The sequence below is a fragment of the Deltaproteobacteria bacterium genome (assembly GCA_005879535.1).
Taxonomy (GTDB): domain Bacteria; phylum Myxococcota; class Myxococcia; order Myxococcales; family 40CM-4-68-19; genus 40CM-4-68-19.
On the sequence record VBKI01000047.1, the window covers coordinates 42,640 to 54,024 of the forward strand.

At 69.2% G+C, this 11,385-nt stretch carries 10 protein-coding genes and 2 pseudogenes (2 of these 12 cut by a window edge); 7 read left to right on the top strand and 5 right to left on the bottom strand.

Annotated elements, in window-relative coordinates; all coding sequences use genetic code 11:
- Positions 1-76: pseudogene (rapZ, locus tag E6J58_03815) on the top strand (RNase adapter RapZ) (it extends 803 nt beyond the left edge of the window).
- Here rapZ and E6J58_03820 read toward each other — a convergent pair.
- Both E6J58_03820 and E6J58_03825 read right to left on the bottom strand, forming a co-directional pair.
- Positions 63-965, bottom strand: coding sequence for a hypothetical protein (locus tag E6J58_03820; protein TMB40844.1), 903 nt, complete (start codon positions 963-965; stop codon positions 63-65). The pseudogene rapZ and the gene E6J58_03820 overlap by 14 nt on opposite strands.
- A gap of 92 nt (positions 966-1,057) precedes the next feature.
- Entirely contained in the window at positions 1,058-2,533 is a 1,476-nt protein-coding gene (locus E6J58_03825) for an amidophosphoribosyltransferase (GenBank protein TMB40845.1), read from the bottom strand.
- Between the two features lie 120 nt (positions 2,534-2,653).
- On the opposite strand from E6J58_03825, the gene E6J58_03830 reads away from it, so the two are divergent.
- Both E6J58_03830 and E6J58_03835 read left to right on the top strand, forming a co-directional pair.
- Positions 2,654-3,340, top strand: coding sequence for a sulfite oxidase-like oxidoreductase (locus E6J58_03830; protein ID TMB40846.1), 687 nt, complete (start codon positions 2,654-2,656; stop codon positions 3,338-3,340).
- A gap of 56 nt (positions 3,341-3,396) precedes the next feature.
- Positions 3,397-4,494, top strand: a complete 1,098-nt coding sequence (locus tag E6J58_03835) for an NlpC/P60 family protein (GenBank protein ID TMB40847.1) — start codon at positions 3,397-3,399, stop codon at positions 4,492-4,494.
- Between the two features lie 336 nt (positions 4,495-4,830).
- Here E6J58_03835 and E6J58_03840 read toward each other — a convergent pair whose 3' ends face one another.
- Positions 4,831-5,115, bottom strand: a complete 285-nt coding sequence (locus E6J58_03840) for a hypothetical protein (GenBank protein ID TMB40848.1) — start codon at positions 5,113-5,115, stop codon at positions 4,831-4,833.
- A gap of 5 nt (positions 5,116-5,120) precedes the next feature.
- Here E6J58_03840 and E6J58_03845 point away from each other — a divergent pair, with 5 nt between their 5' ends.
- The 3 genes from E6J58_03845 to E6J58_03855 all read left to right on the top strand — a co-directional run bounded on the left by E6J58_03845 (position 5,121) and on the right by E6J58_03855 (position 7,463).
- Positions 5,121-5,723, top strand: a complete 603-nt coding sequence (locus tag E6J58_03845) for a hypothetical protein (GenBank protein TMB40849.1) — start codon at positions 5,121-5,123, stop codon at positions 5,721-5,723.
- Entirely contained in the window at positions 5,708-6,643 is a 936-nt protein-coding gene (locus tag E6J58_03850) for a pseudouridine-5'-phosphate glycosidase (GenBank protein TMB40850.1), read from the top strand. Before E6J58_03845 ends, E6J58_03850 begins: the two co-directional genes overlap by 16 nt.
- A 76-nt stretch (positions 6,644-6,719) precedes the next feature.
- On the top strand, positions 6,720-7,463 hold the full coding sequence (locus E6J58_03855; GenBank protein TMB40851.1) for a hypothetical protein: 744 nt from the start codon (positions 6,720-6,722) through the stop codon (positions 7,461-7,463).
- A gap of 17 nt (positions 7,464-7,480) precedes the next feature.
- On the opposite strand, the gene E6J58_03860 is transcribed toward E6J58_03855, so the two are convergent.
- Both E6J58_03860 and purL read right to left on the bottom strand, forming a co-directional pair.
- The gene (locus E6J58_03860; GenBank protein ID TMB40852.1) at positions 7,481-8,446 is read right to left on the bottom strand and encodes a threonylcarbamoyl-AMP synthase; all 966 of its coding nucleotides are present in this window, start codon (positions 8,444-8,446) and stop codon (positions 7,481-7,483) included.
- A 1-nt stretch (position 8,447) separates the two neighbouring features.
- Positions 8,448-10,682, bottom strand: a complete 2,235-nt coding sequence (gene purL / locus E6J58_03865; GenBank protein ID TMB40853.1) for a phosphoribosylformylglycinamidine synthase subunit PurL — start codon at positions 10,680-10,682, stop codon at positions 8,448-8,450.
- A gap of 70 nt (positions 10,683-10,752) precedes the next feature.
- On the opposite strand from purL, the pseudogene E6J58_03870 reads away from it, so the two are divergent.
- Positions 10,753-11,385 (top strand): annotated as a pseudogene (locus tag E6J58_03870) (response regulator); it runs 1,443 nt beyond the window's last position.

The window sequence follows — 11,385 nt, forward strand, 5'->3', positions numbered from 1 at the left end:
GGAGCTCGGACGCAGGCTCACCGAGAAACACCGCGCCAACGTCAAGATCACGCACCGCGACGTCATGAAGGTTTGACCGGATCCGTCGGCGGCCTGCGCTTCTTCATCTCCTCGCGGGTGATCACGCCCTTCTCGACGCACAGCTCGGCTAGCGAGCGAAGCACGAGCGCCCCTTTCTCCATGGAGACGCGCAGCGCTTCCAGCGTGGAGACGTCGTCGCCCGTGAGGTCGTCGCTGGAGATGGGCCCGGGCCTGGTCAGCGGTGCGAACAGCTCCTGCACCGTGAACGGAGCGGGACCCGCATCCGTCTTCGGCGCAGCTTCCTCCCGCACCTCCATGTGGCCGCGGGAGGGAATGTTCGGCGGGACGTCGACGCCGAGCTGCTTGGCGATCCGCGAGAGCGGGGTGTCGGCCTGCTGGATGTCGGCGGCGACGTTCACCACCTCGAACGGCGTTTCCTCTTCCGCACTGTCGATCTCGATCGCGGCCGGCTGCTCGTTCTGCACGGGCTCGGGCTGGCTGCCACCTACCCCCGGCGCCGCATAGGCCGTGCGGATGGTCCTGAGGATCTCGGTCGGTCCGGCGACGGCGGGGCGCACGCGCTTTTGTGTCTTGCGACGGACGACCCCGAGGGCCTCCTCGTCCGTGGGATCCGCCATCGCCAGCCAGAGAAGCTCGCCGCTCTCGCGGAGCGCAATGGGAAGGACGAAGCGGTCCGCGCAGGTCCGGGCGTCGAGCAGCGCCAGCGCGGCGGGCTCCGGCGGCGTCATCGCCAGATCGATCCGGGGCAGCCCGAGCTCGACGGAGATCGCGCGCGCTACCGTGCCTTCGGTGGCGTACCCCATCTCTGCGACCTGCTGCACGATGTGGCCGCCGGCCGGGGAACGGGACCGGCTTTCCACGGCGTCGTGCTGGCGCTCGTCGAGGATCTGGATCTTGACGAGCAGGTCGATGATCGACGGCACCTGGGCCTCCGATCGGACTCTACTCCCCTTGGCGCGGCCGTCGACTTAGGTGCGGGCGCCAGAGGCGGCCTGCGCCCATGCAGTAGCGGGGCCTACACGCGCAAAACGGTGAGGTTCTCGGCCGCGCCGGTCGGCTTGCCCTCGCGGGGGCCGTGCTCGCCGACGGGTTGCGCTCCCGCGTCGGGCGGCGTGAGCTGGACGAGGTACTCGCCGGTGAAGCAGGCGTCGCAGAAGCTCCGCGACTCCGCCTTGGCCGCTTCGTGCATGCCGTCCCGCGAGAGATAGCCGAGGGAGTCCGCGGTGACGTACTTCGCGATCTCCTTCTCGCTGTGCGAGGCGGCGATCAGCTCGCTGCGCACCGGCGTGTCGATGCCGTAGTAGCAGGGCCAGCGCGTGGGGGGAGCGCTGATTCTCAGGTGGACTTCGCGGGCGCCCGCGTCGCGGATCATCTTCACGATCTTGCGGCTGGTGGTGCCGCGCACGATGGAGTCGTCGACCACCACCACGCGCTTGCCGCGGACCACCGCCGGAACGGGATTGAGCTTCAGCTTGACGCCGAAGTGGCGGATGGACTGCGAGGGCTCGATGAACGTGCGCCCCACGTAGTGGCTGCGGATCAGCCCCAGATCATAGGGGATGCCGCTCTGCTCCGAGTACCCCAGCGCGGCAGGCACGCCGGAGTCGGGGACCGGGACGACCACGTCCGCGTCGACCGGCGCCTCGATCGCGAGCCGCTTCCCCAACGCCTTGCGCGTCGCGTACACGCTGCGGCCGAACACCTGGGAGTCGGGACGCGCGAAGTAGATCAGCTCGAAGATGCACTTTCCGGAGCGCTGGCGGGGCAAGCTCTGGATGGTGCGGAGCCCCTCGGCGTCGACCACCACCATCTCGCCGGGCTCGACTTCACGGATGTACTCCGCCTCGATGAGATCCAGGGCGCACGTCTCGCTGGCGAAGACGGTTGCCCCGTTCTTCAGCTTGCCCAGGACCAGCGGCCGGAACCCGAGCGGATCGCGGACCGCGACGATGCCCCTCTCGGTGAGAAAGAGAAGCGAATAGGCGCCGCGCACGCTGGCGAGGGCGCCGCGGATGCGATCCTCGACGCTGCCCTCGCGCTGGTGCGCGAGCAGATGCACGATCACTTCGGTGTCGCTGGTGCCCTGGAAGAGCGCGCCTTTGGCTGCGAGCTCGGCGCGCAGCTCCTCCGCGTTGACCAGGTTGCCGTTGTGCGCGACAGCCACCTGTCCCGCGGTGGTGCGGGCGACCATCGGCTGGGCGTTGGCGAGATTCGATTGGCCTGCGGTCGAGTACCGCGTGTGCCCGATCGCAGTGCTGCCGGGCAGGCCGGCGAGCGCCTGCTGTCCGAAGATATCCGCGACGAGGCCCATGGCCTTGTGCAGATGGATGGTGGCGCCGTCCCAGGATGCGATGCCGGCCGATTCCTGCCCGCGGTGCTGCAGGGCATGGATGCCCAGATACGCGAGATTGGACGCCTCCGGGTGTCCGAAGACCCCGAACACGCCGCACTCGTCGTGGAACTTGTCCTCGCTCAGGATGGGCAGTCGCATCGGGTGGCCGAAGGGTACAGGGGCGTGCCAGGCAGGGCAACCAACCGTGAACAACCTGAAAGAACAGATCATTCCAGAGATGCCGGAACCGGCGCCGCGGTGCGCGCGTACAATCGCCTCATGGACGAGAAGGAGAGCCGGATCGTCGGGGCCCGCCTGAAGCTGCGGCAGCGCTTCCTGGACCGCATGGCGCAGACGGCCGGCGCGTCCGACTCGCGCCCATTGGGACACGGCCCGACGAATCGCCACGGAATGCCGCAGGTTCCCGAAGGGCAGACGATCACGCAGGGATGGCCCGTCCTGGATCTGGGGCGGCAGCCGAACGTGCCGCTGTCGAAATGGGAGCTGATCGTCGACGGCGCCGTGGAGGAGCCGGCGCGCCTCTCCTGGAAGGACTTTCTCGCGCTCCCGCAGGTGAAGGACACGAGTGACTTCCACTGCGTGACCACCTGGTCGAAGATGGACGTCGAATGGGAGGGGGTGCAGCTCTCGACGGTCATCGCGCTCGCCCGGCCGAAAGCCGAAGCAACGCACCTCATGACGCATGCCTACGACGGTTACACCACCAACCTCCCGCTGGAAGAGGCGCTCAAGGATGACGTGCTCCTGGTGCACACCGCCGAGGGACGGCCGCTGCCCGTCGAGCACGGCGGGCCGGTGCGCATCATCACGCCCCAGCTCTACGCCTGGAAGGGAGCCAAGTGGATTCACCGAATCGAGCTTCTGACGCGGGACCGGCTCGGATACTGGGAACTGCGCGGCTACTCCAACTCGGCGCATCCCTGGCGAAACGATCGCTACTCGTAGCGATCCTCGTCGCGCCCCCGCTGCATGCGGCGGCCCGCCAGAACGTCCTGGAGTACGTGCACGCGAGGCTGCTCGAGGATCGCTCCCTGGACGCGGCGACCCGGCAAACCATCGAGGCGGCCCTCAGGGACCGGTTCGCCAACTACGCCTTCAACGTCGTCGATCCGGACAAGCCGCAGGACGCGCGCGCCCTGTTGCACGTGATCTCCGAAGGAGTGCTCGATCGCGCGGATCCCCGGCGCATCGCGGAGGTGGGATTCGCCGCCTATCGGGCGATCTGGCGTGGCGCGCCGGCGGACGCGGTCGACGGGATCGCGCTCTATGGATACCAGAAGAAGATTCCCGCCGATTCCATCGCCACGTGGGCGAGCGGATATCGCGACGGCACCGAAGCGGGCGTTCCCGCGGAGGTGATGGCGGACGCGATCCACGAGGCGATGGTCGGCAACTGGTCCGACGCATCCTTCCGCACCGTCAAGTGGGCGCTGGTCCACGCGGCGAGGTTGGGATGGGACACGCGCCTCTACGGTGCCTGGCTTCTCGACGGGATGCGAAAGGATCCGGGGCATCCCGGCGCGGTCGAGGCGCGGCTACGTCAGAGGTTCGCGGATGCGAAGGCGCAGAACAAGAAGTTGCCGGAGCCCGAGTACAAGGGTGCGTTCCAGGTATCCGTGGGTCCGCCGCCCAAGGTGGTGTGGGCTCCGGCTCAGCTTCCCAAGGATTGGCGGCGGGTCGCTCCGCCGGCTCCTCCCGCGCCGCCGCAGCTTCCGGAGCAGCCGCGCATCTGGCCCAGCCTCGAGCACGTGGTGCGCAGCTATCTGGGCACGCCGTACGTCTGGGGAGGCCTCAGCCACAGCGGGATCGACTGCTCCGGGCTGACGATGACCTCGTACCGGGAAGTATCCGTCGGCATCCCGCGCGTCTCCCGCCTGCAATACGCCACCGGAACGCCGGTGCAGGCGAACGCGCTGCGCGAAGGCGACCTGATCTTCTTCGACACCAGCGGCAACGGCGTCTCCCACGTGGGAATGATGGTCGATGTGGCGCGCGGGCGGTTCATCCACGCCAGCTCGTCGCACGGAGTGGTAGAGGCCGAGCTCGACGACAGGTACTTCCAGACGCGGTATCTCGGCGCGCGTCGGGTGGTTCGCTGACGAAGGCGCTCGCCGCCTTTGCGCTCCTCGCGCTCGCCGCGGCCGCGTTGTTCTGCGCGCTCCCCGTCCGGACCGTCCAGCGTCTTCCCGGCATCGTGGTTCACGGGCGGGTCGCGCTCGAGCTTCTCGGCGTCGGCTCCCTGCGGGCGGGCGCAGGCAAGGCCAGGATCGCGCTCGGTCCTCATCCGGTGCTGGCCGGCTATCCGGGAAAGCGCCGTGCCGACGACGCGAGCGAGCCGGTTTACGCGCGCGCCATCGCTCTCGAAGTGGAAGGCCTGCGCGTCCTGATCGCTTCCATCGACACGTTGCTCATCCCGGGCGCGCTGGAGGAAGAGGTCATGCGGCGCGCGCGTCTGCCGCCTTTGACCTGCCTGTTGCTCGCTGCCACGCATACGCACTCCGGGCCGGGCGGCGCCTGGGACAGCGCCATCGCCGGATGGTTGGGAGCGGGTCCGTTCGACGGCGCGCAGCGCGACGCCATCGCGCAGGCGGCGGCGGACGCACTCGTGGAAGCGATTGCCACGTTGGGTCCTGCGGAGCTGCTGGTCGCGCGGGAAGAATGGCCCGACGGACCCGCGCGGGCGCGCAGTGCGGGTCCGGTCGATTCCCAGCTCGTCGCATTGCGCGTGCGCAGGCCGTCCGGTGACGACATCGCGACGCTCATCGACTATCCGATGCACCCGACGACCGTGCCACGCTCGTCGCGCAGGCTCTCCGGCGACTGGCCTGCCAAAGTGTCCGCGGCGCTGGAGGGTCCACCGGTGCTGGTCGTCCAGGGCGCGAGCGGAAATGCCAGCTGGGATCGCGGCACCGAGGTCGCGGCCGCGGTTGCCAAGGAGGCGCAGGAGCTGCTGCGCAAGGCGGAGCCGGTGCGCCACATCCAGATCGGCTGCCAGGCGCGCTTCGTCGCGCTCCCCCCGCCCCAGGCGTCTCCGGCCATCCCGTGGTTGTTCCGGCGCGCTTTCGCGAACGCCGTGGCCATCGTCCGGCAGCCGTCGGCGATCGAGACGCGCCTCCGCGTCGGCCCGCTGACCCTGGTTGGTGTCCCGGGCGAGCCGGTCGGAGAGATCGGGCAGCGGATGCATCCCGACGTGATCGTCGGCCTCGCAGACGGCTACGCCGGATACATCGAGACGCCGAATCGCTGGGCGGAGGGTGAAGGCGAGGCTTCCCGGACCTGGTTCGGTCCAGGCCTCGCGCAGGTGCTTGGGCTATGGTCCGGCCAATGAAGCTCGACGTCGAAGCGGAAGTCGCCCACGCATTGCGCGAGCACCGGCCGGTGGTGGCGCTGGAGACGAGCGTCGTCGCGCAGGGCCTGCCGCCACCCCTGAATCTCGAGGCGGCCCGGCGTTGCGCGGCGGCCGTGCGAGCGCAGGGCGCGGTGCCGGCCGCCATCGCCGTCATCGAGGGACGGGTCGTGGTCGGCGCCAGCGAGGCGCAGCTGCGTCGGCTCGCCGACCCGTCGCGAAAGCCGGCCAAGGCAGGGTCCCGCGATCTCGCTGCCATCTGCGCGCGCGGCCTCGACGCCGGCACGACGGTCAGCGCGACCTGCGCCGTGGCGGAACGCGCTGGCATCCGCCTCTTCGCCACCGGCGGGATCGGCGGCGTCCACCGCCGCGTCGATCCCTCCGAGCCGCAGGATGTGTCGAGCGATCTCGCCGAGATTGCCCGCCGACGCGTCTGCGTCGTCTGCGCCGGACCCAAGGTGATCCTCGACCTGCCGGCCACCGCGGAAGCGCTGGAAACGCTCGGCGTCCCCGTTTGGGGCTACGGAACGTCGGAGCTGCCGGCGTTCTTCACCGATGCGAGCGGGATTTCCCTCGAGCATCGCTTCGAAAGCGCCGCGTCCATTGCGGAAGCGCTCCGCGTCCACTGGGATCTGCTGGAATCGCCTACGGGCAGCGTCGTCGTGGTGCCTCCGCCCTCCCCGCTGCCTCGCGAGGAAGTCGAACCGGCGCTGGCGGAAGCCCTGCGGGAAGCGGCGAGCCGGAACCTTCCCGGAAAGGAAGTGACCCCGTTTCTGCTCGGTGCGTTGTCCGACGCCACGGCGGGGAAGACCCGCGCGGCCAACCTCCATCTGCTCGAGAAGAACGCGCACGTCGCGGCGCAGATCGCAACCGCGTTGGCGCTGGCCTCGAGCCGCGATTGATTGCTATCGTGGTCCCGGGAGGAGGGACATCATGAAAAGCATCATTGGAGGAATTTTGGGGGGAATGGTCATTTGCATGGCAGCCCGCGCAGAGGAAGGGTGCAGCAAGGACCTCGATTGCAAAGGGGAGCGAATCTGCATCCAGCGGCAGTGCGTCGAGCCTCCCGACAAGGCAACCGATCCTTCCCCCCAGGCCGCCGTTCCCACTTCCTATCGAACGGACGCGCCGCCGCCGCCTGACTCCCGCCCGCCGGATCCGGTTCGGGGACCTCTGAAGCCGAACGACCCCACCTACCGCCGTCACCTCGGCGCCTTCATCCGCCCCGACGTGGGATTCGGGTACGTGGCGATGTCGGCGTCCAGCGGCGGGACTGACGTGACCATCAGCGGTCTCGCCGGCACCTTCGGCTTCGCGGTCGGTGGCGCCCTGTCGGAGAACAGCATCCTTGCGTTTCATCTCTGGGATACCGTGATGTCGAACCCGACCGTTTCGTCCGGAGGATTCTCGGGGCCCGCCAACGGCGACGTGACGCTGTTCGCCGTCGGTCCGGAGTACACCGCCTATTCCCAGCAGAATTTCTATTTCTCGTTCTCGCCTTCGCTGACTCGCGCCCACGCTGCGAGCGGGGCTAGCTCTGGCGACACGGACTGGGGCTTCGGGATGAGAGCTGCGGTCGGCAAGGAATGGTGGGTGGCGGACCACTGGGGCCTCGGGGTGGTCGGGCATCTCTCGGCGAGCTGGAACAAGGACAGCGGCTCGAACTCGCCCACCTGGACCACGTGGGGCGCGACCATCGCCTTCTCCGCAACGTACAACTGAGGCGTACAGTCTCAAGCCTACGCCGCAGCCGCGCGGGTGAGGCGGTCGCGGATCGCGTCCCATTCCGGTCCCGGCGGGATCTGCTCGACGACGATGGCGGTGCAGTCCGCGTCTTCCAGGTCGCGCAAGGCGGCGTACAGCCCCCGCGCGTAGCCTTGGGGCTCGTCGGGCAGGCGAGCGACGGCGATGGCCGGCGGCGGGGGGGTGTCGCCGCGAATCAGCGCTCCGACCCGTCTGCCGAGCTGGGCAGCCACCGAATCGAGCTCGGGCCGCGGCGCCAGCCGGACCACTGCAACCGGCGCATAGTGGCGGCGGTGCTGGCCGGGTGACTGGGCGACGGGACTGGTGGCGCCGATCTCGAGCGGTCCGATGAGATCTTCGATCTCCGTGCGCGGGATTGCGCCCGCGCGCAACAGCCGCGCGCCTCCGTCGAGCGAGACGACGGTGGACTCGATGCCGAACGGGCAGCGCCCGCCGTCGACCACCGCATCGATCCGTCCGTTCAGGTCGCGAAGGACATGCGTGGCCGTGGTGGGGGAGACGTGCTCGGCCCGATTCGCGCTCGGTGCCGCGAGCGGCGCACGGACCCGCTCCAGCAAAGCGCGCGCGGCGGGATGGGACGGCGCGCGCACGCCGACCGTGTCGCCGCCGGCCGTGCACTCGTCGGGGACGAGCGCGGTCCGCGGCAGCACCAGCGTCAGCGGACCGGGCCAGAAGCGGGCAGCCAGTTGCCGTGCCTCCAACGGCCAGCGAGACACAAGCGGGCGCGCTTCGTCGTCGCCGAGCACGTGCACGATGAGCGGATTGGTCAGCGGGCGGCCCTTCGCGGCGTAGATGGCGCGCACCGCGAGAGGCTCCAGCGCGAGCGCGCCAAGCCCGTACACCGTCTCGGTCGGAAACGCGACCAGCCCGCCGCGCCGGATCAGCGCCGCAGCTTCATCGAGGTCCGCAGGGGACCGCGCGCTGAGCAGCCGGGTCTCCACGTCACGGAACGCCTTCGAGCGCCGCCTTGTGGATGCCCTCGCCGACCAGCCTCGGGATCGAGCTCCTCCAGGCTTCCCGGAGGTCGGCGACCTTCGCCTCCAGCACGCCTTCGAAGATCAGTGCCGTCCCGCCTACCTGCCCGATGTCCTCGAAGGGCGCTCCCGCCGCGCTGCAGATCGCTTCCACGCCCTCGCGATCGTCGGGGCGGTACGAAACGATCACGCGCGATGCATCCTCGCCGAACAGAAGCGCGTCCGCCCGGAGCTGCGACTTCAGCGCCACGCGGCAGCCGACCTCTTTCGCGAAGCACATCTCCGCCAGCGCCACGGCCAGGCCGCCGTCGGAACAGTCGTGCGCGGCCTTGAGCAATCCGGCGCGCACCGCCTCGCGCACGGCCTTCTGCACCGCGCGTTCGCGCGCGAGATCGAGGGGCGGCGGCATGCCCAGGAGCTTTCCGTGCACGGCGTACAGGTACTCGCTGCCGCCGAGGTGACCCTCTCCGAGCCCGCCGACGAGGCCGACACGATCGCCTGCCGCGGTGAATCCGCCGCCCGCGTTCTTTGCGCAGTCGTCCATCAGGCCCACCATCCCGATCATCGGCGTAGGGAAGACCGCCTTCCCCTCGGTCTCGTTGTAGAGCGACACGTTGCCGGAGACGACGGGCGTCTGCAGGGCGCTGCAGGCGTCGGCGATGCCGAGGCACGCCTGTTCGAACTGCCACATGATCTCCGGGCGCTCGGGATTGCCGAAGTTCAGGCAGTCGGTGACCGCGACCGGCTCGCCACCGACGCACGAGACGTTGCGCGCCGTCTCCGCCACCGCATGCGCAGCGCCGAGGCGCGGGTCGAGATAGCACCAGCGGGAGTTGCATCCCACCGACATCGCGACCCCTCCTTCGCGCTGGCCGGTGAAGCGCACCACCGCGGCATCGCCCTGTCCCGGGCGAATCGCCGTTCCGATGCGGACCATGTGGTCGTACTGGCGGTAGGCCCATTCCTTGGAGGCTACGGTCGGCGAGGCGAGGACGGTCTTCAGCGCGGCGACGAGGTTCTTCGGCTGCGGCACGTCGGGAGATTTCTGCAACTCGTCCTGCCAGGCGGGACGCTCGCGCGGCCGGTCGTAGGAAGGAGCCTCGTCGGTGAGCGGGGCGATGGGAAGCTCGGCCACAGTCTCGCCGCCGCTCTTCACCACCAGCTTCCCGGTATCGGTGACGCGGCCCACGATGGCGTGCGCGAGATCCCACTTGTCGCAGATGTCGAAGACCTCTCGCTCCCGCCCCTTTTTCGCTACCAGCAGCATCCGCTCCTGAGATTCGCTGAGCATCACCTCGTACGGCGTCATGCCCGTCTCGCGCCGCGGCACGGCATCGACGTCGAGCTCGAGCCCGCTGCCCGCGCGCGAGGCCATCTCCACCGACGAGGAGGTCAGGCCGGCTGCTCCCATGTCCTGGATGCCCACCAGGCAGTCCGTCTTGAACAGCTCGAGGCACGCTTCGAGCAGGAGCTTCTCCATGAACGGATCGCCCACCTGCACGGTTGGGCGCTTGCTCTCGCTCTCCTCGTCGAATTCGGCGCTGGCCATGGTGGCGCCGTGGATGCCGTCCCGTCCGGTGCGCGCGCCGATGTAGATGACCGGATTCCCCACGCCGCTCGCGGTGCCCCGAAAGATGCGGTTGGACTTGAGGAGCCCGATCGTGAACGCGTTGACCAGGCAGTTGCCGTTGAAGGAGGAGTCGAACGCGATCTCTCCGGCGACCGTCGGTACGCCGATGCAGTTGCCGTACCCGGCAATGCCGGCGACGACCCCTTCCAGCAGTCGCGCCGTCTTCGGATGCGAAGGATGGCCGAAGCGGAGCGCGTTCATCGAGGCGATGGGACGGGCGCCCATGGTGAACACGTCGCGCAGGATGCCGCCCACCCCGGTAGCTGCTCCCTGATACGGCTCGATGTAGCTCGGATGGTTGTGGCTCTCCATCTTGAAGGCGACGGCGAGACCGCCGCCCACGTCGATGACGCCGGCGTTTTCCCCCGGCCCCTGCAGCACCCGGGCGCCCTTGGTGGGAAGATGGCGGAGAAAACGGCGGCTCGACTTGTACGAGCAATGCTCGCTCCACATCGCCGAGAAGATCCCCAACTCGACCAGGTTGGGGTCGCGAGCCAGCGCCTTGTGGATGCGCGCATACTCGTCCTGCGAGAGACCGTGCGCTGCGACGATCTGGGGTGTGATGGCCGCCATGGGGCGCGCAACATAGCAGACCGGAAGAGTTGCGGCGCGGCCGTGGCCCGACGGGAAAGGTTGCAAAAAAATGTCCGCGGCGTTCGGATGGGCCCCCATGGCGCACGTCGAGGGGGACCGCGAGTCGCGGCTGGCCGAAGCGGAGCGCCGCCAGCGCATCCTCTCCGAGGTGTCGCGCGTGCTGCTCGACTACGTCGGGCCCGACGAAATCGAGCCGCTGCGCCGGACCGTCCACGAGGTCACCGAGGCGATGGGTACCGACTGGTGCGCGTTCGCGCTGGTGCAGCCCGATGGGAAGCTGAAGAACGTCGCCACCTACCATCCCGACCCGCGGCAGCGCGAGCTGGAGAAGAAGCTCAACGACCTGTTGCCGCCGAAACCATGGGACGCAGGGCCCGCCGAGCTCAACGCGCTGGTGCAGCGGCGGCCGATCGTCACCGAGGACATCAGCGATGAAATGCTCAGGACCGCGGTTCCGGGCGAGGAAGCGTTCCAGGCGATCAAGGAGATAGGGCTCACCTCCGCGATCGTTGCGCCGATGTTCGACGGCGTCGCGCCGCTGGGCAGGCTGCTGCTCGCGTCGACGGGCTCCGGCCGGCGCTATTCGAAGGATGACGTCGATTTCGTCGTCTCGTTGGCCGGCCGCGCCGCGCTGGCCGTGCGCAACGCCCGGCTCGTCGCCCAGATTGCCCGCGAGCGCGAT

Excerpts from the sequence above, each read along its gene's own strand:
- E6J58_03825 (TMB40845.1), bottom strand. The coding sequence starts at position 2,533 with ATGCGACTGCCCATCCTGAGCGAGGACAAGTTCCACGACGAGTGCGGC.
- E6J58_03830 (TMB40846.1), top strand. The coding sequence starts at position 2,654 with ATGGACGAGAAGGAGAGCCGGATCGTCGGGGCCCGCCTGAAGCTGCGG.
- E6J58_03840 (TMB40848.1), bottom strand. The coding sequence starts at position 5,115 with ATGCGACGAGCTGGGAATCGACCGGACCCGCACTGCGCGCCCGCGCGG.
- E6J58_03850 (TMB40850.1), top strand. The coding sequence starts at position 5,708 with ATGGTCCGGCCAATGAAGCTCGACGTCGAAGCGGAAGTCGCCCACGCA.
- E6J58_03855 (TMB40851.1), top strand. The coding sequence starts at position 6,720 with ATGGCAGCCCGCGCAGAGGAAGGGTGCAGCAAGGACCTCGATTGCAAA.
- purL (TMB40853.1), bottom strand. The coding sequence starts at position 10,682 with ATGGCGGCCATCACACCCCAGATCGTCGCAGCGCACGGTCTCTCGCAG.